The organism is Enterobacter sp. A103 (assembly GCF_034427535.1).
In the GTDB taxonomy this organism is placed as follows: domain Bacteria; phylum Pseudomonadota; class Gammaproteobacteria; order Enterobacterales; family Enterobacteriaceae; genus Enterobacter; species Enterobacter asburiae_B.
Genome location: NZ_JAXQPQ010000001.1, coordinates 290,640 through 313,507, shown reverse-complemented (window position 1 = coordinate 313,507; position 22,868 = coordinate 290,640). Strand labels below are relative to the sequence as shown.

Here is a 22,868-nt window from a genome sequence, read left to right as displayed (position 1 = left end):
TATTCAAAAAATTCGAACATAGGCTTCGATATATTGCGCTATCTCTGTGGCAGGATTGTGAATAGAGTGTCAACAAGCAACGGGGCAACCCCCTTCAATCAAATGCAACAACAGGAATCACCCATGAGCAAAGTATTAGTTTTGAAATCCAGTATTCTGGCAGGGTACTCTCAGTCTGGTCAGCTGTCTGATTACTTCGTTGAACAGTGGCGTGAACAGCATTCTGCTGACGAAATCACCGTGCGTGACCTGGCTGCAAACCCAATTCCTGTGCTGGATGGCGAGCTGGTTGGCGCGCTGCGCCCAAGCGATGCACCGCTGTCTCCACGTCAGCAGGAAGCGCTGACCCTGTCTGACGAGCTGATTGCTGAGCTGCAGGCGCACGACGTTATCGTCATTAACGCCCCAATGTACAACTTCAATATCCCTACCCAGCTGAAGAACTACTTCGACCTGGTGGCGCGCGCTGGCGTAACCTTCCGTTACACCGAGAACGGCCCTGAAGGTCTGGTGAAAGGTAAACGTGCGATCGTACTGACCAGCCGTGGCGGTATCCATAAAGACACCCCAACCGACCTGGTTGCGCCGTACCTGAGCCTGTTCCTGGGCTTCATCGGCATCACTGACGTGAACTTCGTGTTCGCTGAAGGTATCGCTTACGGTCCGGAAGTGGCGACCAAAGCGCAGACCGATGCGAAAGCCGCCATCGACAGCCTGGTAGCAGCCTAAGATTTTGCCCTCTCACCGCCAGGTGGGAGGGTTTTTCTTTTCTCCCACATTTCGTTATCATCCGCTCCCACTCTCCAGCCGGGCGGCCTGATGTCTGCGATTATTGATTCTTTTATAGCCCCACCGTGTCACGACGACATTCAGATCCTCTGGCAGGATGAACATCTGCTGCTGATCGATAAGCCTTCCGGTCTGCTCAGCCTCTCGGGCAAAAATCCGCAAAACCTTGATTCCGTCCATTATCGTCTGGTCCAGACGTTTCCCGGCTGCACGCTGGTACACCGTCTGGATTTCGGCACGTCCGGGCTGATGGTGGTTGCGCGCAATAAGGCCATCAACGCGGCGCTGTGCCAGCAGTTCAGCCAGCGCAGCGTGGAGAAGGTCTACAGCGCCCTGCTTTGCGGACATCTGGAAAACGATGAGGGAGAAATAGACGCGCCGATAGCCAAGGACCCGGCGCTGTTCCCGCTGATGTCGATCTGCGCCATCAACGGAAAACCCGCCCGCTCCCGCTATCGGGTGGTGGAACGGTTTTATCAGGGGACGGGACTGCCGTTAACGCGGGTGATGCTTACGCCGGAGACCGGGCGAACCCATCAGCTGCGTATTCACTGCCAGCAGCTGGGGCACCCGATTCTGGGCTGCGATCTGTATGGCGGTCTTGAAGCGCCGGGTGCTGAGGAAACGCCCCGGCTGATGCTGCATGCCAGCGAGTTGAATTTTATTCATCCCGTGAGCGGAGAGCCGGTTAACGCCCGTCACGCCGCCCCGTTCTGAATGCGGTTTACCACATCAAATCGTCCGGGATTTTGAAGTCCGCGTACGGATCGTCTTCGTCCTGTTCTTCCTGGCTGAGCGCGCTGTTTAACACGATGCTGTCGGCATCGCGCTGGGCAATTTTATCGGCCACCACCGCCGGAATTATCGCGTATTCACAGTCGCCGCTGGCGTTAATGACCAGGCGGGCAATCGCCAGACGTCCATTGATCAGCTGAGCCTGGGTTTGCTTGTCGACCTCGATTTTTTTGATCAGATTGCCGTCGGTGAAGTTAAAGGTGATGTTGCCTTTCGCCACGGTGATGCGGTTCATCTCAATCAGCTGCTTCACCTGTGCTTTAAACTCTTTCGCCAGCACGGCCTGCTTCTGCTGCTCGCTCAGCTGCTTGTCGCGCTCGATCTGCGCTTTCTTGTTCTCTTCTACCGCTTCCCGAGCCTCGCGCGCCTGAACGCGTGATTTCTTTGCCGTGCGCTGCACTTTTGCCGCTTTTTTGCTGCTGACCAGGCCCGCTTTCAGCATCTGCTCTTGTAAGGTGAGTTTTGTCATGATCGTTTCTAAACCGGTTGGAAATTTTGGGGATTATAGCGGGAATTGCGGAGCGTGTGCCAGAGAAGTAGGCATGGCGCTTTGTCGCCTGAGCTTTGTTTATTCTTTATTCAGCGTTTACTAACGTTACAGCCGCAAGAGTGATTAAAAATTGTCAGGTCATTTTCTTAAAAAAAATGAGCAGTTCGTGAATATGATGCGGATTGAATAATTGCGATCGCTTCAGGCGTAGGCTGTTTTTTCTTATTAAGAGAATGAAAAAAAATATGCCCTTAAAAGGAACAATGATGCTTAACGATAAGGATTCCGCATGTTTCGACTCTACCGGTCACATGATTTAACACGGCAATTAAACCCTGAAGATTTTCAATACATTCTTACTCCAGCAGGTTCACTGAAAGAGGCGTGTAAACATTATGATCTGTCTTATGAAGCAAACGGTCATAGCCTCTCTTTTGGTCTTCCCAAAAGAAAATACAGCATATCTCCACATCAAAGACCATATGAACGAAGGCAATGCAGCTACGCAGATCCCATTTATGATCAAGTAGAACGCGAACTTCAAATTGGCTGGCTTGTTGGAGTAGATACCTCCAGGCGCTGGAGCAGCGACCGGAACCCGTTTTATATCGACAATAACGGCGAGCTAATTTTTACCCCTACTTCCTCATCGTGGCATGCATGGTATAAGGACGAAATCATGAGCGCTTACCGGCACGTTATTGCCGATCGGCAAGGCAGGAAGCCTGCTCCCACTCAACGGATGCATTATGATTATTACGGGCCAACAACTTCACCGTCGGGGAAAACGCTGAATAGTAAAGCTGTTGGTCGACTGCTCGCCGCTGGTGGGGTGTATAACGGCAATATTAAAGGTTTTCATGAAACCGCACAGCAGCTTGGTGGGGATGCCCCCGCGGGCTACGATCAAATCATGAACAACAAAGGGTTAATGATTGCGGGTGCCTCCATTGCAGCAGGATTGACAATTGGCAGGTTGAACCCTTTAAGCGAAATAGACGAAATATCGGGTCTCAGTAAGATACCAGCACTTGAAAACCCATATGTAAAAGGTTTCACCTCTGAGAATGGTACATTAGTGAATGCTGAACACGCCGTTATCGACCCAAAAAAACTCGCGGCTTATGCTTTAGATTCAACACATCCTACAGGGGGGCACAAAGCCAGGGTGTTTGAATCAGCGCTGGGATACAACCCAACTAATGCAGATGTTTTAGCCGCAAGAATCCAGGAAGGCGTATTATCGGCCCCAGCCAAAGTGTTGCAGGCAAATAATTACGGCCAAACAATGGCTGTCGATATGTCCATTTTAGGCGTCAATGATGAAACAGCGATCGTGCGTACAGGTTGGATGTATGAAACAGACGCGTTAGTTCCTCGCCTGACAACCATATTCGTTAAATGAGAAAATACAAATGAAAAGAGCCGAATTAGACGTAGTGATTTTAGGCGAGGATTTACCGAATGAAGGACTGGTAAAAGGGACTATTGGTACGATTGTTATGGTTTTCGACACCCCTACGCGGGGCTATCTTGTCGAGTTTTGCGATGAGGAAGGAAGAACAATCGCAATGCCTGCTTTGCTTCCCGCTCAACTAAAGAGTTATTTCACTCCAGGTATCCTTAAAACACTGCTGGTTGACAATAATTTCCCGGTAGCCAACCCAGTAGATCCTGACGTAATGACAGACTTGATGTACAAAGCCGCCCCTGCTGAATGGGATGCTCAGAAGAGAAGAGTTTACCAGGATATCCAACGTCTGATGGTTAACCGGCTGGACTACTCTGGTATGTTCGAAATCATGGATGGCCTTGAGTATAACGGTTTGACGCTGTACAGCCTGGTGCAGGCGGAGAACGGTGAACCCGTATGGTCGAATATCTACATTCGTAACTTTGAAATACGTGACAACGAAAGCTATGTTGATCCGAACCTTACTGACAAGGTACTCATTGGTGAAGATGGTATGACCGTGTTTGCCTACAACTTCACAGATGACTGTTTCGAGATCCGTGATAAAGCATCAATGGATTATGCGATTGAAACACATGCTAACCTCAGCGAATTGTTGTCCACGCTGATTGATACGTTGAGCTGAAATCCGCAACATCAATTGCTGGTTGTATTTTCAACCAGCCTATTGGATCACATTAATAAGGAGGTATAACGAAAGCATTCCGATACCTCTTCTCTCACTGCCCTCTCCAGCCTGTGCGCAACACTGTTCATGAACTTCGCTCATGTTGCATTGAAATTAAGTCACTTCCCCTGCGCCGCGGGCTCAGGCATAAATTATGCATCGGTAACTTCTTAGCAACATGAACTTAGGATGCATAACCACAATGAGCAAAGCTTTCACATATACCCTTAAGCGCAGTTGCTTCGATGAGAATTACAACCCGTCAGAAAATACGCGTACGACCACCAACTTTGCCAACCTGGCGCGCGGGGAAAAACGTCAGGAAAACCTGCGCAATACGCTGGTGATGATCAACAACCGCTTTAACGCCCTGGCGCGCTGGGATAACCCAAACGCCGATCGCTACGCGGTTGAGCTGGAAATCATCTCTGTCGACTTGAACATTGGCGCGGAAAAACCGTTCCCGGCCATTGAGATATTGCAAACCACGATTGTCGACAAAAAAAATAACCTGCGTATCCCTGGCATCGTCGGGAATAACTTCTCTTCTTACGTGAGGGATTATGATTTCAGCGTGCGCCTGCTGGAACACAACAAGAACCAGCAGCACTTCAGCATTCCGGAAAAGTTTGGCGAACTGCACGGCAATATTTTCCGCCACTTTGTCAATTCGCCGGAATACAAAGAAAACTTCAGCAAGGGTCCGGCGATCTGCCTGAGCGTCTCCAGCAAAGACACCTATCGCCGCAACGGTAACCAGCACCCGGTACTGGGCATTGAATATCAGCCGGATGGCGAGTCGCTAACGGAACAGTACTTCGCGAAGATGGGCCTGCAGGTTCGCTATTTCATGCCGGAAAACAGCGTGGCGCCTTTCGCGTTCTTCTTTACCGGGGATTTGCTGAGTGACTACACCGATCTGGAGCTGATTGCCACCATCAGCACGATGGAGACGTTCCAGAAAATCTATCGCCCGGAAATTTATAACGCAAACTCGGCGGCGGGACTGTGCTACCGACCGGATCTGAACCAGCAGGATCACTCCTTAACCAAAATTGTTTATGACCGGGAAGAGCGTAGCCGACTGGCGATTGAACAGGGTCGCTTTACCGAAGCGTACTTTATTAAGCCTTACCAACACATTCTTGAGCAGTGGTCTGATAACTACACGCTTTAATTCATCAAAAAAGGTCTTTTATTATGAAAACATTGCTCCCGACTTCTACGGCTGGCAGCCTGCCTAAGCCGACCTGGCTTGCACAACCTGAAACGCTGTGGTCACCCTGGAAATTACAGGATCAGGAACTCCTGGCGGGTAAACAGGACGCGCTGCGCCTGTCCCTGGATGAGCAGATCCGCGCGGGTATCGATATCGTCAGCGACGGAGAACAGACTCGCCAGCACTTCGTCACCACCTTTATTGAACACCTGAGCGGCGTGGATTTTGAAAATCGCCAGACGGTGCGCATTCGTAACCGCTACGACGCCAGCGTGCCGACCGTGGTTTCAGCCGTTGCGCGTCAGAAGCCGGTATTCGTGGACGATGCGAAGTACCTGCGTCAGCTCACGGACAAGCCGATCAAATGGGCCCTGCCCGGGCCAATGACCATGATCGACACCCTTTACGACGCGCACTATAAAAGCCGCGAAAAGCTGGCCTGGGAATTCGCCAAAATCCTCAATCAGGAAGCGCGTGAGTTAGAGGCCGCGGGCGTGGATATTATCCAGTTTGATGAACCGGCATTTAACGTCTTTTTTGACGAGGTGAACGACTGGGGTATCGCCGCGCTGGAGCGCGCCATTGAAGGGCTGAAGTGCGAAACCGCAGTACACATCTGCTACGGCTACGGCATCAAAGCCAATACCGACTGGAAAAAGACGCTCGGCTCAGAGTGGCGCCAGTACGAAGAGGCCTTCCCTAAGCTGCAGACCTCTAATATCGACATTATCTCCCTGGAGTGCCACAACTCCCGCGTGCCGATGGATCTGCTGGAGCTGATCCGCGGTAAAAAGGTGATGGTCGGCGCGATTGATGTGGCAACCAACGCCGTTGAAACGCCGGAGGAAGTCGCCGATACGCTGCGTAAAGCGCTGCAGTTCGTCGATGCCGACAAGCTTTACCCGTCAACCAACTGTGGCATGGCCCCGCTTTCACGCCAGGTGGCTAACGGCAAGCTGAAAGCGCTCAGCGCCGGCGCAGAGATTATCCGCAAGGAGCTCGGCGCGTAATCCCTTACGTTTGCCAGTAGAGCGGCGTGCCGAAAAAAGCCACGTAATAATCAATCACCGCCCTGACGTTCAGGGGCGGATGACGTGCGTTAGGATAGATCGCCGCAATATTGAGTTGCTCCGTGTTGATGGCGCACGCCATTTCCGGCAAAAGGGCGATCAGCTCGCCCCGCTTCAGCCTGTCGCCAATCAGCCAGTCCGGAAACAGGACGATCCCCATCCCACCCAGCGCGGCAATAAGCAGCGACTCCGCATTATTGGACGTCATCAGCGGCGCGACGGGATAATGCACCCAATTCTCCCCTTTGCGCCGCACGAGCCAGCGGTTAGGCCCGGACGAACCGCGATAGACCAGACATTTGTGCTGGCTCAGTTCGGTCGGGTCGGCCGGGACGCCGTGCTGACGCAGATACGCGGGCGACGCGGCGAGGTGGTAGCGCTGCTGCCCAAAAACACGGGCGTGGAACGTCGAATCCGTCAGAGTGCCGATGCGGAAGATGAGATCGGCGGCATCCCGGTGCGGGTCGATAAAGTCATCGGTCAGCGTCAGCTCAATGGTTAACCGTGGATAACGCTCGGCCAGACCTGCCAGTCCGGGCGCAACGTGTCTCTGTCCAAAAAATACCGGCCCGTTTATGCGGACCGTGCCGGAGGGTTCGGTCGAACGTTCATCCAGCTCACGACGCGCCTCTTCGAAGTTATCGACCATCGCCCGGGCATAGCGGATAAACAGATGCCCGCTTTCCGTGGGGATCACCGCCCGGGTATTGCGATAGAACAGCTGCTGGCCGAGCGCGTCCTCAAGCTGATGAACAATGCGCGACACCTGCGAGGCAGAGATTCCCTCTCGTCGCGCGACGACGGAAAAGTTCTGCGTTTCATAGACGGCAATAAACAGCAGCAGTGAGCGAAGGTTCATGCTTCCGGCATCTGACATTAATGCATTTCCTGCAAAGGTGTTTCCTGCATTATGGCATTTTTCTCACGGGTCTACCGACGTAATCTTCTTCGCCTGAAAACGGAGGAAGCGTAATGCAGTTTGTTTTGATTTTACTGGTGATTGCCGGCGGGATGGGCCTCTCCGTCGAGGCGGGGCTACTGGGGCCATTAGGGGGAGAAGTGGGCGATTTATGGGCGACGTTCAGCATTTTTGGCGTCGGCGCCGCGCTGACGTTTCTGCTGATGCTGTTTTTCAGCCCGCGTAACAGCCCGTCGTTTTTCGCCCAGCCCGGCTGGCAGCTGCTCGGCGGCGTGCTTGGCCCTGTTTACGTGGTCATTCTGACGATCGCCACGCCGACCATCGGCATCGCTCTGACGATGATTGGCATTCTGGCTGGTCAGGTTTTTAAAAGCCTGATCATTGACCACTTTGGCCTGCTGGGTACGCCGCACAGGAAGATAAACGCAAAACGTATCGTGGCGCTGGTTTTTATTATTGCGGCACTGGTACTGGTCGCGCAGGGGTGATGATATGACGCTGATAATGATTCTTCTGGCCGTCTGCGGCGGCGCAACGCTGAGCATTCAGGCCGCGATTAACGGGCAGCTCGGCAGCAATGTCGGGGTATTTAAAAGCGCGTTTCTGACGTTTTCCGTCGGCGCGCTGGTAACCGCCCTGCTCATTTTCTTCTTTGAACCGAAGCAGGCGGTCACGCTGCTGGACGTGCCGAAATGGCAGCTCCTCGGGGCGATGTTCGGCGTGCCCTATATTGTGATCATGGTCGTGGCGGTGCAGCGCATCGGCACCGCCGTCGCCACGGTGGCGGTGATATTCGGCCAGCTCGCCATGAGTATGTTGATTGATAACTTTGGCTGGCTGGGCAATCCCGCCATTCCGTTTTCACCGAGCCGTCTGAGCGCGGTGGTGTGCCTGGGGATTGCGCTTGTCTTTATTTACTCGGGTAGTAAATCCCGTTCTGCTGGGACATGACACCACATCTTGCTGACAGAGTGTAGGCAAGAAACTGTTCCCTCGCCCCTTCGGGCTGAGGGTTCCCCACAAAATAATGCCAGCACGGACGCCCCCCTCTCCCTTGAGGGAGAGGGCTGGGGTGAGGGGGAACATACGGCTCTGGTGGTCATTCCGTTCACTTTATGTTCCTTGCTAGTCTGTAACGACATGACCTGTGAACGTGCCAGGGTGGCTCAGTCGCCACCACCCTGGCGACCCGGGCTCCCGGCGGTAAATCGCCGCTTCGCGGTCCGTTCGGCTTATTCCTTCCGGCTTATCGGGGACGGGCGGAGGTAACATCCCTGTAAAGCCCGCCCTCTCGGCGCATCCATGCGCCTCGCCCCGACCTGCAGGAAACGCCTCAGCGATTTACAGCCGGACCAGGTCATCGCTGCAAAATAATCATGTCATTTTAAAAATCTGAATCGCTTCTGGTTAAGAATTTAGTGGGGATCCCTCACCCCTTAGTAAAGAACAGCGTCACCGTGGCGACGGTGACGCCAAATTTCTTCATCTCAGTTTTGTTAAACAGATGCGTCTCATCCTGCAAATACATCCAGTCGTCGAAGTTCAGTAGCCAGGTGCTGCCGTTGGCCTTCACGTTCATGCTGTAATGCCAGTTAAAGGCGTTGCCTGCAGCCTGCCCCGTGGCAACCCCTTCAATGTCCCCTGCCGTTCCCTCGTAGCGATCGTGCCCCACGCGGCGTATATGCCAGACCCGCTGCTGTTTCTCGCCATCGTCGTAGACGAAGTGCTCGTTGAGCGTCAGCGTATCGCCGATAACATCCCCGGCAATCTCAACGTGGAAACGGCGGATCTGCTTGCCGCTGCGATCCTGCACCATCCCCCACGCTTCGGTTTTGCCCTGGAAGTAGTGAAAGATATCAAGCCGCGGCTGCTGCTGGCGATACTCGGCCACCTCAGTGCTACAGCCCGCCAGCAGCATCGTGAATGCCAGCGCCATCATCAGGATACGTTTCATTTTTGGCCTCCGATTAACTGCTGACGCAGCTCAGGATATTGCGTGCGGGGATCGAGCCAGATGGCCAGAAAACGGGTGCTGAACGCTTCCGACTGGCGCGCTCCGAGTGGAATAAAGGATGTTTGCGCCGCTGACGCGCGATACCAGAACTGCCCCTGCTTATCGTTGAGAACAAACGCCAGCTGTGAGCCCGGGCGGACATCCGGCCAAAGGGACTGGAGCATCCGCAGCCAGGCTTCGCTTTGCGGCTCCTGGGCCAGGATCCCCTGCGCCTGCCACTGGTCGCGGGTCGCCTCAACCAGTTCATCGCGATCGATGTCGCGCGCATAGGTAATAATGAGCGCCTGATCCTGGTCCCGGCTGTAACGGCCGTCCGGGGTGCGCAGCTGGGAGGTGTAGACGGTGAAAGGTCCCCAGGTGAGCGTGGCGTCACCCACCTTCCGCCAGGCAAGCCAGTCGGCGGCCTGGGCAACCGGAACAACCAGCGTCAGCCAAAGCAGCAAAACCACAGATCTCATTTTTGTCTCCCCATCAGCAGGTGGAAAAACAGCATCAGTACCAGCCAGCCCGGCGCCATCCAGCTCACGACGATAAAGGTCGGCTCCAGAAACGTGATGCCCCCCAGCCGCTCGCCGAACAGGTAGGCCACCGGTCCGCCCACGGCGGCCAGCAGGGTCAGCAGCCAGCCGGGTAGCGTGGTGGTGCGCGTCAGCTGCGTCCAGACCGTGGCGAACATCAGCCACAGTGCCACCATCCATAACGGCATCAGGGACTCGCCCGTAAAGGCAATCAGCCCGGTCAGGGCCCAGAGTGCGTCCAGCAGACTGCCCGCCGCGGCCAGCCCAATGGCGTAAAACCGGTAAGCAGGCGGCAAGAGCAGGCACGCCAGGATCGCCAGCGCGAGCCAGATAATCAGGCCCTGTTCGCGAAAGAGCACCACCAGCGCCCAGTAGAGATCGAACGCGACGGCGAGCAGGAAGACCTGAAGGTAACGTCTCATACGCGCTCGGCGGTCAGCTGCACCACGCTGATGGTGCGAGCGTTAAACCCGGCCTCACAGTAGCCAAAGTAGTACAGCCACATGCGGCGGAACCGTTCATCGAAGCCGAGCTTTTCAATCTCCTGCCAGGCGTGGACAAAGCGCTGCCGCCAGTGGGCCAGCGTGCGGGCGTAGTCGGGGCCCATGTCGAAAAGATTGCGCACCACGAAATCGGTGTGGCGCGTCATCAGCTCGTTCATCGCGGTAATGCTCGGCAGGAAGCCGCCGGGAAAAATGTAGCGCTGGATAAAATCGACGCTTTTGCTGTAGTCGCGATAGCGCTGGTCCTGAATGGTAATGGCCTGAATCGCCATCCGTCCTCCCGGGCGCAGCCGCGCCTGGCAGGTGCGGAAGAACGTGGGCAGATAGCGTTGCCCGACGGCTTCAATCATCTCGATTGAGACCAGCTTGTCGTACTGTCCGGTGAGGTCGCGATAGTCGCAGAGCAGTACCTCAACGCGATCCTGCAACCCCGCGCGGGCGATCCGCTCTGTCGCCCAGCTATATTGCTCCTGCGACAGCGTGGTGGTCGTCACCCGACAGCCGTAATGACGCGCCGCGTATTCCGCCATCGCGCCCCAGCCGGTGCCAATTTCCAGCAGGTGGTCACCCGGGCTTAGCGCCAGCTGGTCACACAGGCGCGCCATTTTGGCCTGCTGGGCCGCCGTCAGATCCTGCTCGTCAGCGGTAAATAGCGCGCTGGAATAGAGCAGCTCTTGATCCAGAAAATGGGCGTAAAAGGTATTGCCCAGATCGTAATGGGCGGCAATATTTTCGCGCGCCTGCATGCGGGAGTTACGCCGCGTCCAGTGGCGTATCCGCTCCAGCGGCCTGCCGAGCAGACGGAACCCGTTTTCCAGACGGCCAAGCACCTCGCCGTTTATCGCGAGCAGCTCCAGAAGCGGCGTAAGGTGCGCAGTTTCCCATTCGCCGTCCATCCAGGCTTCTGCCGCAGCAAGGCTCCCGCCCGTTAAGACGCGCCAGTAGACGCCGGGCGTGAGGATCTGCACGTCGGCGTGCAGCGCGGAGGATGACTCGCCAAAATGAAAGGTCTGCGCCCCTTCACGCAGCGTGAGCGAGCCGCCGCGGATACCGCTTAACAGACGAAACAGCAGCCATCGCGCGATGCGGACGTTGCGCGGAATATCGGGTTCTAACGCAAAGACGGGATCGGTCATGAGCGTTCACTCCTGCTGACGGGATGGTTATACAGCGGCACGCGCTTGAGCCACAGGCGCAGCGCCTGCCAGTAAATGGCAAAAACGGTTTTCAGGGTCATGAGCGGAATGCGCAGCAACAGCGAGCGCAGCGCGGAGCGCGTCAAAGGCTCCCGGCGCAGCGCCAGCGTGGCGTCAAAAACCTTCGCTTCCTGATGATTTTCAATGTGCATATGCAGCGTGTTATCCGGGTCGTTAAAGCGCCAGTGGTAGATCATGTCCATCGGGTTGAAGGGGGAAACGTGAAACGCTTTTTCCGTCGGCTGCGCATCCTGTCCGTTGACGGCATAGTAATGACGTTCATTCCACGGCGTGTTGCGGACCTCCGCCAGAACCCAGCGCAGCGTTCCCTTCCCGTCGTAGCAGTAGTAAAAGTTGACCGGATTGAAATGAAAGCCGAAATAGCGCAGCTGCGTCAGGAGCATCACCCGCCCGTCCGGACGTTCCCCGGTCAGGCTCTCCAGCCTGCTGAGCACGTTCTCTTTAAGCGGCGTGCCGAGCGGATAGTCAGCGTCGTGGAACGATGCGCCGGCAAAGCGATTGCGCCGCACGCCGATGGACGAGAGCTGCGGCAGTTCATCGAGATCCAGCCAGGCCATGAAGACGCTGTAGCTGAATTCATGGGTTTTCGGCTGAAGGCGGCGGTGGCGTAATACGCCGTGGTAGAGGCAGCTGTTCATCTCAATTCCCCTCTCCGGCCGCTATCGCGTTGACCACGTCCAGCGCGCTGCGCACGCCATCTTCATGAAAGCCGTTGTACCACCAGGCACCGCAGTACCAGCTCCGGTTATGACCGTTGATCTCGCCGCGCCGCGCCTGCGCCCGCCAGCTTTGCGGGTTAAACAGCGGATGTTCATAGACAAAGCGTTGCAGAACGAAGCGTTCATCCACCGGCGCGTCCGGGTTGAGGGTAACGCAGAACAGCGGACTGCCCGCAGGGAGCCCCTGCAGGATGTTCATGTTGTAGGTGACGCAGGCGCTGGCCTGCTCGTGAGCGCTCAGGCGGTAGTTCCAGCTGGCCCACGCGCGCCGCCGCTCCGGCAGCCAGCGCGGATCGCTGTGTAAAACGACCTCGTTGCGCTGCCAGCCGATATCGCCCAGCACCTCGCGCTCTGCAGGCGTCGGGTCATCAAGCATCGCCAGAGCGCTGGCGGAGTGGCAGGCAAAAATCACCCGATCGAAGGTATGGCTGCCGTTTTCAAGCTGAAGCGTAACCCCGTGCTCGTGGCGGCTCACCCGCTGCACCGGAGAATTGAGATGCAGATTCAGACGGTCGCCCAGCTTGTCGAGCATGGCGCGGATATACTCCCGCGAGCCGCCCGGCACCACGTACCACTGCGGGCGCTGGGTGATATCCAGCAGCCCGTGGTTCTGGAAGAAACGTAAGAAAAGCGGCAGCGGGAAACGCTTCATCTCCTGCAGCGACGAGGACCAGATGGCGGCCCCCATCGGCAGAATGTAGTGGCGCGCAAAAAACGGCGTGAAGCCGTGCTTTTCCAGAAACGTTTGCAGCGTGGCGTTCGGGTCCACCTCCCCGTCCAGCGCCTGTTTCGCCAGACGATTGAAGCGGACGATCTCCCCGAGCAGCCGCCAGAATGCCGGATTCACCAGGTTTCGGCGCTGGGCAAACAGCGACGTCAGGGTGTGTCCGTTGTACTCCAGCCCCGTCGCCGGGTTGTGCACCGAAAAGCTCATCTGCGTTTTTTGCCCGCTGATGCCCAGCTCGCTGAGGAGGCCCATAAAGCGCGGATAGGTGCGATCGTTGTAGACGATAAACCCGGTATCGATCGCGTATGTGCCCTGTGGCGTCGTCACGTCAACCGTTGCGGTATGGCCGCCGGGCGTGGCGCCCGCTTCAAACAGGGTCACCTGATGGTGCCCGGCCAGGCGCCAGGCGCAGGTCAGCCCGGCGATGCCGCTGCCGATAATCGCAATGTTCATGAACGCACCATCCTGCGCAGCAGCGCGCGCTGAAGAAACGCAGGCAGCCCGGAGAGCAACCGCAGAATAAAGCCGAACCCGTCAGGAAACGCGATATGCATTTTCCCTGCCGCCAGCCCGGTACGGATCGCCTTGACCGCCTCGTCGACGCTCACCCTGCCCGGCATGGCAAAGTCGTTTTTGCGCGTCAGCGGCGTATCAACAAAGCCCGGGGAGACCACCGTGACGGCAATTCCCTTTGGCTCCCAGTCCAGGCGCAAACTCTCGGCAAACCAGCTCAGGGCCGCTTTGGACGCGCCGTAGGCTTCTGCCCGTGGGAAAGGCAGCCAGTGGGCCATGGAACTCACCAGCACCACGCGGTTGCCAGCCGTCAGCTGGGGCTGCAGCGCGTCAAGACAGTTCACCGGGCCGAGGAAATTTGTCGCCATAACCCGCTCCACCAGCGCCGCATCCACCACGCCTCCATCGAGATATTCGCAGGTACCGGCGCAGAGAATAATCAGATCGGCGTAGCTGCCGGTCAGCGCCTGGCGACAGGCGTCCCTGTCTGTCATATCAAACAGGCGAACGGTGAGATTGGGGCAGGTCTGATGCAGCGCTTCGAGACGCGCCGGATCGCGTCCGCAGGCAATCACGTGGTAGCCGTCTGCGGCAAAGGATTTCGCCAGCCCGGCGCCAATGCCCGAGCTTGCACCGGTGATCAGCACCGTTTTCATGATTTGACCCTCCGCTTCACGCCGCGTACCGCCCAGCCCAGCAGAGGAAGATGTTCGTAGATCATCTCTCCCGCATCGTAGTAGTCGCGCTGGTGCGTGATGAGATCGTTTTCCGTGTTCACCACCGAACACCCCGGCAGTTCGAGCGGCTCTCCCCCGGCAATGCGCGGATGCGACCAGTGCATTACCCAGGTCACAGCAAACCGGTTCCCGCTGCACAGCGGCGTATCGATGGAAAAACGGCAATGCTCGACGTTGGCTAGCAGATGGGTGAAGTAGCGCTGAAGCGCGAAAATCCCGTCATGCTCGCCAAACGGATCGATAAGCGTGGCATTCGAATGGTAAAGCCCCACCAGCGCGGACGGCGGCTGGCTATCCAGTGCGGCGTAGTACTCAACAAACCGACTCACGACAGAGGGCAAAGTGCTCATGGGTCACATCCTGGCTGTAAACAACGTGGCGTAATCGCATACTTAAAACTTACACAATTAACGTTATTTGTCCAAGTTTGTGATGATTTATTTTTTATTTTAACTATATATCAATAACTTAATAACAGTAAAAAAGTGAGTTTTGTAGACCGGGTAAGGAGTGGCCGCCACCCGACTTTAACTTTCAGGATTTCCTTAAGGCAAACTCGCCGGTCTTCTTCCAGGCTTATCCTTTTTATTCATAAGGATGCCTGCATGAAACGTTTCTTTCTCTCCCTATTCTCCAGCCCGGAATCCTTACTGCAGGTGATGAGCCAGCAGGAAATCATAGAAGCCGTCGAAGATGGCGATCGCATCATTATCGACCAGGACGGGAACGCCTCGGTGAACTACAAAAGCAACGAGGTACGGCAGGATTTTCTGCGTCACGTCAACATGCTGAAGAGGGCCTGATATGGGAACGGCGATATTTATGGTGCTGATGGTATGCGGGTACTGGTACACCAGCCGCGACCTGTCGACACGCTTTAAAATCAAGCGCTCCTTTGGCTGGGACGTCTATTTTCTTGTGGCGCTGTACGGCTGTATTTTCGTTCTGCAGGGCGTGATTGCCACCGGTCTGCTCTGGCTGCTCCTGCTCGCCCTTTCTGCGGCCAACAACGCTTTTCACTTTGCCTCGCCGAAATATACCGACTGGCAAATCGACTTTATGAACTGGAGCTTTTTAGGCATTCAGGCGCCGGTGGTCGTGATGCTGGCGTTTGCCATCCTGTTTTGCCTCTACCGCTCTAACTGGGCAGGCAGCGCCAGGCTGGACGGCGAAAGCCGGAAAAAGCTCTACAAACGTCTGGCGCAGTCGAGCGGTATTGAACAGCTGCTGTATCAGTGTATGGAGCAAGGGGAACTGGCGCAGGTCACGCTGCGGTCGAGGCGGATTTACGTCGGCATGATCCACACCGCGACGCTGGAATATGAAAAAACGGCCAATATCGTGCTGATTCCGATGTTAAGCGGGTACAGAGACGCGAAGACGATGAACTTTCGCATCGAGAATAACTACAGCAGGTGGTATGCGGAGCATGACATCACGCTCGACTCCGAACCCCGCAGCGCCATGTCATTCCGGAAGGTGATTTTACTCAATCAGATTGAGAGCCTCTCGCTGTTCGATCCCGCCAGCGCCAGCGCACTGTCGCTGGCACAGCGCGACGAGAGCTCTCGTTCTAAAGAGACATCCCCATAATTCTGAGTATGCTCTGCTGTGAAGCGGTTTCGAAAAGGACGTTCTTAACGCAGAGCATGCCCTGCTTCTGATAGAACCGGTACGCTCCCGCGTTCTGCTCAAGCACTTCCAGCCAGAGATAGTCTTTCCCCCTGCTCCGGGCCATGTCGGTGATGCTGTTGAACATCACCTGGCCATAGTTCTTGCCGGTCTCGGCGGGATCGAGGTAGAGCTTGTTGAGGAGAACGCCCTTCTTGTCCGTTTCCGGGAGCAGGGCTTCCCAGGTCACTTTCATAAATCCCACTGGCCGATCGGTCTCGGCAACATACCAGGAAACAGCGTTCTCTTTCAGGCTCTGTTCAAGTACGGAAAGCGCGTACTCGCCGTCCAGAAAAACCTTCATCTCTGCGTCTGACACCCACAGATGCTGAAAATGGGCGGGATAGATTCGGTATCCCAGCTCGCTTAAGAGCGCGGCATCGGCACGGGTGGCCTGTCGAATTCGAAACGTCATGGAAAGTCTCCCTGGTAATCACCCGCGTTGGGCATTTTGGTAGAGATCCCAGCGGTTGCCGTAAATATCTTCAAACACCACTACCGTACCGTACTCTTCCTCACGAGGCTCTTCACAGAAATGAACGCCTTTGTCTTTCATGGCACGGTAATCGCGCCAGAAATCGTCCGTCTGAAGGAACAGGAAAACTCTGCCGCCGCATTGATTGCCGATAAAGCTTTCCTGCCTCTCGTTAGAAGCGCGAGCCAGCAAAATGTTGCAGTCGCTTTCCGGGTTGGGTGAGACGACCACCCAGCGTTTACCCGGTTGAGGCGTATCTTCTACGAGGGTAAAACCCAGCTTATCTGTGTAGTATTCAATGGCACGATCGTAGTCATCAACCACAATAGCCACGCAGCCAAGGCATCGCTTCTGTGTTCTCATTTTTCGTTTCCTTTGCATGAATGGGTACGGGCACGCTATCCCATTGCAGCGTGCTGGCCGCCGGGTTTACTGGCTTGCGTAAGCCTCGCGCTTTTCTGCCCATTTCAGCATGGCATCAAGCGCCGGACATAATGCCTGCCCCCAATCGGTGAGGCGATACTCCACTTTCGGTGGCACTTGCGGGTAGACCATCCGCGAAACGATACCATCGGATTCAAGTTGCCTGAGCTGCTGCGCCAGCATCTTCTGGGAAATACCGGGGATCAGTTTTTCGAAATCTGAGTAGCGCTGCACTTTTCCGTCGAAAAGATGAAAAAGAATAATTAATTTCCAGCGGCCTTCCAGCAGCCGTAACACTTGCTCCACGCCGCTCGCGGCAGATTCCGGACTATATAACTTACTCATAATTCAGTAGCTCACTTTTTCGTGCGTACTTGTCAATTTCTCAGTCTATGTTGAATATACCTGTACTGTAAATAACGGGAGTGCAAGGTCATGTCATTAGATATTGATTTTAAAGGCAAACGCGTGCTTGTTACCGCGGGCACGAAAGGGCTCGGAAAAGCGGTCGTCGGGCTTTTAAAACAGCTCGGTGCAACGGTATTCACCACTGCGCGCCACGAGCCGGACGTAGATGTCGCAGATACTTTCGTCGCCGCTGACCTTACGACGGTCGCTGGATGTGCCGCTGTCGCATCTGCAGTTCAGGAGCAGATGGGAGGCGTCGACGTGATTATCCATGTTGCGGGCGGTTCAACCTCACCCGGTGGCGGTTTTGCTGCGCTTGGCGAAGAAGAGTGGCAGCAGGAGCTCAATCTTAATTTGCTGCCTGCAGTACGCTTAGATCGCGCCCTGCTTCCCGGAATGCTCGCGCAGGGAAATGGGGTGATTATTCACGTGACGTCTATTCAGCGCGAGCTGCCGTTACCGGAATCAACAACGGGTTATGCGGCGGCTAAAGCAGCCCTCTCAACCTACAGTAAAAGCCTTTCAAAGGAAGTCTCACCGAAGGGCGTTCGGGTGGTGCGCGTTGCGCCCGGCTGGATCGAAACTGAAGCGGCGGTTGCACTGGCGGAGAGGCTGGCAAAGCAGGCAGGTACAGACTACGAAGGCGGCAAGCAGATTATTATGAAGGCGTTAGGTGGAATACCGCTCGGACGCCCTGCCAGACCGATTGAGGTGGCCAACCTCATCGTCTTTCTTGCTTCATCGCATGCTGCGAGTATCACCGGTACTGAATTTGTGATTGATGGCGGCACCATTCCGACAGCGTAACGCGGGTGCTTAATCGGCTCGGTGCGAGAGTTGATTAAGCACCGGGGAATATCACCGATCGGACAGTTTCTCCAGGCCCTTTTTTAACACATGTCTTACCGTTTCTGAATCCATACCCATCTGTGCATGAATAATTGCGCCGTCAATGAGCAGCATGATTTCATTGACGACGCGCTCATCAGCACTCTTCGTCAGTAAGGCAATAATTTTCTTTGTTTCTGACTTATGACTGCGGCATATCTCTTTTATTTCGTTTTCAATATCTTCCGATTTCGCCTCTGCGCTGGCGTTAATAAACGCGCAGCCGTGGAAGTCAGGCGAAATAAACCATTCGTAAAGCGTTGCGGATATCGCATCAGCAGGTATTTCGCCTTGATCGAGATGCCGACGCAGCGTGGATTCAAACCAGTTAATCCATATTTCATGCCGGTAGTTCAAATAGGCGAGAATAAGCAAGCTCTTACTCGGGAAATGGCGATAGAACGTCACCTTGGTCACGTTAGACGCTTTAATCAGCGTATCCACCCCCGTCGCCCTGAAGCCCGTGGAATAAAACAGATCGTGCGCCGCGAGTAATATCTTATCTCTGACGCTAATTTTAGTATCGTTGTCTGCGGGTTCTGTTTTCACTTTTGGGTAGCCTCTAAAATAATGTTGACAGCGTTATTTTACAGGCATAGATTACCGCAAGTAGACAGACCTGTCTACATAATATAACACTGAGGTAATCGCCATGAACACACGTCCTCCTTTACCGCCCTTCACTCGTGAAAGCGCCATCGAAAAAGTCAGACTGGCAGAAGATGGCTGGAACAGCCGCGACCCGGCGAAAGTCGCGCTTGCCTATACGCTGGATACCCAATGGCGTAACCGCGCAGAGTTCGCCACCAACCGTGAAGAAGCCCAGGCGTTTCTGGAGCGGAAATGGAAAAAAGAGCTGGACTATCGTCTGATTAAAGATCTCTGGGCATTTACGGAGAACCGGATCGCGGTGCGCTATGCCTATGAATGGCATGATGATTCCGGCAACTGGTTCCGCTCTTACGGCAATGAAAACTGGGAGTTTGAGCCGGACGGACTGATGAAGCGCCGCTTTGCCTGCGTAAACGATATGCCAATCAAAGCCTCTGAGCGTCTGTTCCACTGGCCGCTGGGCAGACGTCCGGACGATCACCCTTCGCTGAGCGATCTTGGCTTATAGGATTTTTGCATCACTCCGGGCCGCCCCGGAGTGATGAACTTACAGCGTGCCCAGCTGTTTCATCAGCGTCAGGTTGTCCTCAATATGCCAGTTAGCCACAATTTTACCGTCAGCAATCTTATAAAGATCCGTGGCGATGAAATCTATTTTCTGCCCCTGTCCTTTCAGCTTGCCAAATGTTCCGGTGAACGTGCCGTAAAAATGTAAATGCGAAACCACGCGATCGCCTGAAATAATCATTTGCTCAACGTCACAGCGTAAATCAGGCACGGCTGCGCGAAACGCCCGGGAAGCTAAAATAGCGCCTTCCGGCCCCTGCTTACGCCCTTCCGGAGGCGTTTTATCAATAAAACCTGCCGCCAGGGCATCACGCGCCAGGGTTTCATTACCCGTGTTCCAGAATGAAGCATATTCTCTGGCAACGGCTTCATTCACCTTTAATTGCGCCTGCGGCAGGCTGTTGTCCACTATAAGCTGTTTCGGCTGAAGCCATTCCCCCTGCGCGGAAATCGCATTGCCCGACAGACCTGCAAAAATAACCATCGCTACAGCCGAATGAAAATACGTCGTATATTTCATGATATCTCTCAATAGAGTATTACATTCCCGCAGACGATTTCCTGCGGTTCAAATCAGAAAGGGTCAGTTAATTAACGCCCCGCCCTCAATATCAATGACCGATCCCGTGACAAAGGGATTTTCAATGGCGAAAAGATACCCTTGCGCGACGTTCTCCGCCCTTCCCCAGGCTTTGGCTGGCAGGGTTTCCGCCGCGCCAGCGAGCATTTTTTTCCGCGCGGCGGCGTCCATGCCCGCATACGCTTCCGTGTCGGTCAGCCCCGGACTCACGACGTTGACGCGCAGAGGTGAAAGCTCTTTCGCCAGCACTTTTGTCGCGGCCTCGATGGCGGCATTCATCGTCGTTTTAACAATGGCGCCCGCCACGGTGCGACGCGCCACGAACCCGCTGGTGAACGTCAGCGTACCGCCAGGGGCGATGTTCCCGCTGAGATAGCGGGCGACATTGATGCTTCCCCAGAATTTTGTATCAAAAGCTAGCCTTGCCGCGCGGAGATCCAGCCCGGAAAGAAGCCCTCCCGGAGCCAGTGAACCCGCCGTAACGACAATATTATTGACCTCACCCAGCGTTTCACCGAGTGCGACAAGCTCTGCCTCACGGCTGATATCCAGCACGAGGGTATGAACAGACGCGGCGTGGGCGCTCAGCCGTTGCCGCGCAGCGTCCAGCTTCGCGCCGTCGCGGCCCGCAAGAATAATCTCCTCGCCGCGCCCGGCAAGCAGGCTGCCCACGGCGAAACCGATGCCGGAAGCGCCGCCGATAATTAAGGTTTTACGGGTCATAGCGTTTTCTCCTGCAGGGTGTAAATGGGGTAATCGGTATATCCCGTCGCGGTTCCGCCAAACAGCGTGGCGGGGTCGCGCACCTGGGCCAGAGGCAGCTGGTGCGCCAGCCGGTGGGGTAAATCCGGGTTGGCAATAAACGGCCGTCCGAAGGCAATCAAATCGGCATAGCCGGCAGCAAGGATCTTTTCCGCTTTTTGAAGGTCATAGTTCCCCGCGACGATAAGGGTTCCGCTAAAGACCTCGCGAAGCGATTGCCGGAACGGCTCAGGCACCTGCGGCGCATCGTCCCAGTCGGCTTCCGCCAGGTGAATGAACGCAATCCCTTCATGTTCACACCAGGCCGCGAGAGCGAGTATGGCTTCCGTCACCTGCGGATCGTTCATCCCGCGCTGGGTAATAAACGGGGAAAGGCGAATACCCGTACGCTCGCGGCCAATGGCCTCGGCAATGGCGCTTAGCACCTCCTGAGCAAAGCGGATCCGGTTCGCCAGCGTGCCGCCGTACTCGTCCGTGCGTTTGTTGGAGGTTTGCCGCAGAAACTGGTCGATCAGATAGCCGTTTCCGCCGTGAACCTCCACGCCGTCAAACCCGGCCTGAACGGCATTCAGTGCCGCCTGACGATAGTCCGCGATGATGCTGTGGATGTCCTTGCGCGAGAGGGTTCTAGGCTGCGGGCAGTCAACCATTTGGCCTTCGCCCTTTTCATTCACCACCCACACCTGCGCGTCCGGCGCCAGTGCTGACGGGGCGACGGGCTGACCATCCTGATGAAAGCTGGCGTGCGACATTCGCCCGACGTGCCAGAGCTGCGAAAAAATCACCCCGCCCGCCTGATGCACGGCGCCCGTGGTGAGCTGCCATCCTGAAACCTGCTCAGGTGAATGGATGCCGGGCGTCCAGGAGTATCCCTGGCCCTGAGGCGAAATCTGGGTGGCTTCCGTGATAATTAATCCGGCGCTGGCCCGCTGCCGGTAATACTCCGCCATCAGCGCCGAGGGAATATTTCCCGGCTGCAGGGAGCGCGCGCGGGTCATCGGCGCCATGACGATACGGTTTTTCAGGTCTTGCTGACCCAGCCTGTAGCGTTCAAAAAGTGAGGTACGTTGCATGTTTTCATCCCTTATGGTTTGGATGAAATCACTTTACAGCCGGCATCTGATTTTGATAATTACGCTAAAATCAGATGCACTTTTCGGAATATATGAATAATGGGTAAACTCGAAGACATGGCGTTACTGGTGGAAGTTGCCGAGGCCGGCGGTCTTTCTGCCGCCGGGCGACGCCTGTCGCTTTCCCCCGCCACCATGACGGCCAGGCTGAAGGCGATTGAGGAGCGTTACCAGACGCGCCTGTTTCACCGCTCAACGCGATCCATCACGCTGACCCGCGCCGGGGAAGAGTTTTACCATGCCGCGCTGCGCGTGCTGGAAGAGGTGCATCACGCCGAGTCGTTACTGACGCAAAAGGAAGGCGTGCTCAGCGGCAACATTCGGCTTTCTGCCCCCTCGGACTTTGGCAGACAGTATCTTAGCCCCGCCGTCGTAGAATTCTCCCGACGCCATCCCGACGTTAAATTTTTCATCTCGTTAAGAGAACACGTTGAGGACCTGGTCGCTAACCGGCTGGATATGAGCGTGCGTTTTGGCAACCTGCCGGACAGCAGCCTTGTCGTCAGAAACATCCGCCCGAACCATCGGGTGCTGGTCGCCTCCGGGGAGTATCTTAACGAACGCGGTATTCCCTCCACGTTTGCCGATTTAGCTCAGCACCGGTGCCTGGCGCTTGAGTCTCAGGGCGTGGTGATGAACGAATGGCGCTTTGAAAAAGATGGCGAGGAAAGCGTCGTTCGCGTAGAGCCTGCCATGGTGTGCGACGACGGGGCTTTGCTTCGTCAGTGGGCACTCAGCGGGGCTGGCATCGCGGGGAAATCGTGGTGGGACGTCAAAGACGATGTTGAAACCGGACGGCTCACGGTACTGTTTGCCGACAGCTTCACCGGCTTTAGCCGATACGATCGCAAAGATGTCGGTCTGCAGCTTGTTTACCCCCAGCGCAAACTGCAGCCGCTTCAGGTCACGGCGTTTAGCCAGTTTTTTCTCGACTGGCTAAAAAAGCAGTAAAGTTAAATCGCGTGGCAGCTGCAGTTA

Annotated in this window: 30 protein-coding genes; 13 read left to right on the top strand and 17 right to left on the bottom strand. The window is 55.6% G+C overall.

The features are described 5' to 3' along the window. Positions 1-123: 123 nt before the first annotated feature. Both azoR and SPH27_RS01585 read left to right on the top strand, forming a co-directional pair. On the top strand, positions 124-729 hold the full coding sequence (azoR, locus tag SPH27_RS01590) for an FMN-dependent NADH-azoreductase (RefSeq protein ID WP_182072699.1): 606 nt from the start codon (positions 124-126) through the stop codon (positions 727-729). A gap of 90 nt (positions 730-819) precedes the next feature. Further along, positions 820-1,506 carry an RluA family pseudouridine synthase gene (locus SPH27_RS01585; RefSeq protein WP_182072697.1) on the top strand — a complete coding sequence of 229 codons (687 nt, stop codon included), beginning with the start codon at positions 820-822 and terminating at the stop codon, positions 1,504-1,506. Positions 1,507-1,513: 7 nt separating this feature from the next. Here SPH27_RS01585 and SPH27_RS01580 read toward each other — a convergent pair whose 3' ends face one another. Continuing rightward, positions 1,514-2,053 carry a DUF2058 domain-containing protein gene (locus tag SPH27_RS01580; RefSeq protein WP_182072695.1) on the bottom strand — a complete coding sequence of 180 codons (540 nt, stop codon included), beginning with the start codon at positions 2,051-2,053 and terminating at the stop codon, positions 1,514-1,516. A gap of 310 nt (positions 2,054-2,363) precedes the next feature. Here SPH27_RS01580 and SPH27_RS01575 point away from each other — a divergent pair, with 310 nt between their 5' ends. The 4 genes from SPH27_RS01575 (at position 2,364) to SPH27_RS01560 (ending at position 6,444) form a co-directional block, all read left to right on the top strand. Then, positions 2,364-3,479, top strand: coding sequence for a DUF6883 domain-containing protein (locus SPH27_RS01575; RefSeq protein WP_182072693.1), 1,116 nt, complete (start codon positions 2,364-2,366; stop codon positions 3,477-3,479). A 10-nt stretch (positions 3,480-3,489) separates the two neighbouring features. Next, entirely contained in the window at positions 3,490-4,173 is a 684-nt protein-coding gene (locus tag SPH27_RS01570; protein WP_182072691.1) for a YrhA family protein, read from the top strand. A 244-nt stretch (positions 4,174-4,417) separates the two neighbouring features. Continuing rightward, positions 4,418-5,392 carry a DUF1852 domain-containing protein gene (locus SPH27_RS01565; protein ID WP_182072689.1) on the top strand — a complete coding sequence of 325 codons (975 nt, stop codon included), beginning with the start codon at positions 4,418-4,420 and terminating at the stop codon, positions 5,390-5,392. A gap of 23 nt (positions 5,393-5,415) precedes the next feature. Further along, entirely contained in the window at positions 5,416-6,444 is a 1,029-nt protein-coding gene (locus SPH27_RS01560) for a methionine synthase (RefSeq protein WP_023311627.1), read from the top strand. A 4-nt stretch (positions 6,445-6,448) separates the two neighbouring features. Here SPH27_RS01560 and SPH27_RS01555 read toward each other — a convergent pair whose 3' ends face one another. Further along, positions 6,449-7,381 (bottom strand): LysR family transcriptional regulator, encoded by a 933-nt coding sequence (locus SPH27_RS01555; RefSeq protein ID WP_182072687.1) that lies wholly within the window; start codon positions 7,379-7,381, stop codon positions 6,449-6,451. Between the two features lie 95 nt (positions 7,382-7,476). On the opposite strand from SPH27_RS01555, the gene SPH27_RS01550 reads away from it, so the two are divergent. Together SPH27_RS01550 and SPH27_RS01545 are read left to right on the top strand one after the other, a co-directional pair. Continuing rightward, positions 7,477-7,911: a DMT family transporter gene (locus tag SPH27_RS01550; RefSeq protein ID WP_032657293.1), complete on the top strand. Its 435-nt coding sequence runs from the start codon at positions 7,477-7,479 to the stop codon at positions 7,909-7,911. Positions 7,912-7,915: 4 nt separating this feature from the next. After that, on the top strand, positions 7,916-8,374 hold the full coding sequence (locus tag SPH27_RS01545; RefSeq protein WP_058840649.1) for a DMT family transporter: 459 nt from the start codon (positions 7,916-7,918) through the stop codon (positions 8,372-8,374). 478 nt (positions 8,375-8,852) lie between these two features. Here SPH27_RS01545 and SPH27_RS01540 read toward each other — a convergent pair whose 3' ends face one another. Genes SPH27_RS01540 through SPH27_RS01505 form a run of 8 tightly spaced genes read right to left on the bottom strand, consistent with a single transcriptional unit; the run spans position 8,853 to position 14,721 of the window. Further along, complete coding sequence (locus tag SPH27_RS01540) at positions 8,853-9,377, bottom strand: DUF3833 domain-containing protein (RefSeq protein ID WP_047061808.1); 525 nt, start codon at positions 9,375-9,377, stop codon at positions 8,853-8,855. Further along, a complete protein-coding gene (locus tag SPH27_RS01535; RefSeq protein WP_047061806.1) occupies positions 9,374-9,895 on the bottom strand; it encodes a hypothetical protein in 522 nt (173 codons plus the stop codon). Before SPH27_RS01535 ends, SPH27_RS01540 begins: the two co-directional genes overlap by 4 nt. Further along, a complete protein-coding gene (locus tag SPH27_RS01530; protein WP_032657304.1) occupies positions 9,892-10,377 on the bottom strand; it encodes a DUF2878 domain-containing protein in 486 nt (161 codons plus the stop codon). Before SPH27_RS01530 ends, SPH27_RS01535 begins: the two co-directional genes overlap by 4 nt. Further along, a complete protein-coding gene (locus tag SPH27_RS01525; RefSeq protein ID WP_167819231.1) occupies positions 10,374-11,594 on the bottom strand; it encodes an SAM-dependent methyltransferase in 1,221 nt (406 codons plus the stop codon). Before SPH27_RS01525 ends, SPH27_RS01530 begins: the two co-directional genes overlap by 4 nt. Then, positions 11,591-12,313 carry a DUF1365 domain-containing protein gene (locus SPH27_RS01520; RefSeq protein WP_096151584.1) on the bottom strand — a complete coding sequence of 241 codons (723 nt, stop codon included), beginning with the start codon at positions 12,311-12,313 and terminating at the stop codon, positions 11,591-11,593. Before SPH27_RS01520 ends, SPH27_RS01525 begins: the two co-directional genes overlap by 4 nt. Before the next feature lies 1 nt (position 12,314). Next, positions 12,315-13,574 (bottom strand): NAD(P)/FAD-dependent oxidoreductase, encoded by a 1,260-nt coding sequence (locus tag SPH27_RS01515; protein WP_182071281.1) that lies wholly within the window; start codon positions 13,572-13,574, stop codon positions 12,315-12,317. Next, on the bottom strand, positions 13,571-14,290 hold the full coding sequence (locus SPH27_RS01510; RefSeq protein ID WP_032657315.1) for an SDR family NAD(P)-dependent oxidoreductase: 720 nt from the start codon (positions 14,288-14,290) through the stop codon (positions 13,571-13,573). The genes SPH27_RS01515 and SPH27_RS01510 overlap by 4 nt, the downstream gene beginning before the upstream one ends. After that, a complete protein-coding gene (locus SPH27_RS01505) occupies positions 14,287-14,721 on the bottom strand; it encodes a nuclear transport factor 2 family protein (protein ID WP_182071280.1) in 435 nt (144 codons plus the stop codon). Before SPH27_RS01505 ends, SPH27_RS01510 begins: the two co-directional genes overlap by 4 nt. A 255-nt stretch (positions 14,722-14,976) precedes the next feature. Here SPH27_RS01505 and SPH27_RS01500 point away from each other — a divergent pair, with 255 nt between their 5' ends. Together SPH27_RS01500 and SPH27_RS01495 are read left to right on the top strand one after the other, a co-directional pair. After that, complete coding sequence (locus SPH27_RS01500) at positions 14,977-15,174, top strand: hypothetical protein (RefSeq protein WP_023311615.1); 198 nt, start codon at positions 14,977-14,979, stop codon at positions 15,172-15,174. Position 15,175: 1 nt separating this feature from the next. Beyond that, positions 15,176-15,964: a hypothetical protein gene (locus SPH27_RS01495; protein WP_182071279.1), complete on the top strand. Its 789-nt coding sequence runs from the start codon at positions 15,176-15,178 to the stop codon at positions 15,962-15,964. Here the strand turns inward: SPH27_RS01495 and SPH27_RS01490 are convergent. From SPH27_RS01490 to SPH27_RS01480, 3 genes are all read right to left on the bottom strand, one after another. Then, positions 15,945-16,457: a GNAT family N-acetyltransferase gene (locus tag SPH27_RS01490; protein WP_182071278.1), complete on the bottom strand. Its 513-nt coding sequence runs from the start codon at positions 16,455-16,457 to the stop codon at positions 15,945-15,947. The two genes, SPH27_RS01495 and SPH27_RS01490, sit on opposite strands and share 20 nt — an antisense overlap. Before the next feature lie 18 nt (positions 16,458-16,475). Continuing rightward, the gene (locus SPH27_RS01485) at positions 16,476-16,880 is read right to left on the bottom strand and encodes a VOC family protein (protein ID WP_032639272.1); all 405 of its coding nucleotides are present in this window, start codon (positions 16,878-16,880) and stop codon (positions 16,476-16,478) included. A 66-nt stretch (positions 16,881-16,946) separates the two neighbouring features. Then, complete coding sequence (locus SPH27_RS01480) at positions 16,947-17,285, bottom strand: winged helix-turn-helix transcriptional regulator (RefSeq protein ID WP_023311611.1); 339 nt, start codon at positions 17,283-17,285, stop codon at positions 16,947-16,949. Positions 17,286-17,375: 90 nt separating this feature from the next. Here SPH27_RS01480 and SPH27_RS01475 point away from each other — a divergent pair, with 90 nt between their 5' ends. Beyond that, the gene (locus SPH27_RS01475; protein WP_048981103.1) at positions 17,376-18,155 is read left to right on the top strand and encodes an SDR family oxidoreductase; all 780 of its coding nucleotides are present in this window, start codon (positions 17,376-17,378) and stop codon (positions 18,153-18,155) included. Between the two features lie 51 nt (positions 18,156-18,206). On the opposite strand, the gene SPH27_RS01470 is transcribed toward SPH27_RS01475, so the two are convergent. Next, positions 18,207-18,785, bottom strand: a complete 579-nt coding sequence (locus SPH27_RS01470; protein WP_182071277.1) for a TetR/AcrR family transcriptional regulator — start codon at positions 18,783-18,785, stop codon at positions 18,207-18,209. A 103-nt stretch (positions 18,786-18,888) separates the two neighbouring features. Here SPH27_RS01470 and SPH27_RS01465 point away from each other — a divergent pair, with 103 nt between their 5' ends. After that, positions 18,889-19,356 carry a DUF1348 family protein gene (locus SPH27_RS01465; protein ID WP_182071276.1) on the top strand — a complete coding sequence of 156 codons (468 nt, stop codon included), beginning with the start codon at positions 18,889-18,891 and terminating at the stop codon, positions 19,354-19,356. 39 nt (positions 19,357-19,395) lie between these two features. Here the strand turns inward: SPH27_RS01465 and SPH27_RS01460 are convergent, their stop codons facing one another. The 3 genes from SPH27_RS01460 to SPH27_RS01450 form a co-directional block, all read right to left on the bottom strand. Further along, positions 19,396-19,935, bottom strand: coding sequence for an ester cyclase (locus tag SPH27_RS01460; protein WP_182071275.1), 540 nt, complete (start codon positions 19,933-19,935; stop codon positions 19,396-19,398). A gap of 63 nt (positions 19,936-19,998) precedes the next feature. After that, entirely contained in the window at positions 19,999-20,718 is a 720-nt protein-coding gene (locus SPH27_RS01455) for an SDR family oxidoreductase (RefSeq protein ID WP_182071274.1), read from the bottom strand. Further along, positions 20,715-21,830: an alkene reductase gene (locus SPH27_RS01450; RefSeq protein WP_182071273.1), complete on the bottom strand. Its 1,116-nt coding sequence runs from the start codon at positions 21,828-21,830 to the stop codon at positions 20,715-20,717. Before SPH27_RS01450 ends, SPH27_RS01455 begins: the two co-directional genes overlap by 4 nt. A gap of 99 nt (positions 21,831-21,929) precedes the next feature. On the opposite strand from SPH27_RS01450, the gene SPH27_RS01445 reads away from it, so the two are divergent. Continuing rightward, on the top strand, positions 21,930-22,841 hold the full coding sequence (locus SPH27_RS01445) for a LysR family transcriptional regulator (RefSeq protein WP_033145450.1): 912 nt from the start codon (positions 21,930-21,932) through the stop codon (positions 22,839-22,841). The last annotated feature ends 27 nt before the right edge of the window (positions 22,842-22,868 follow it).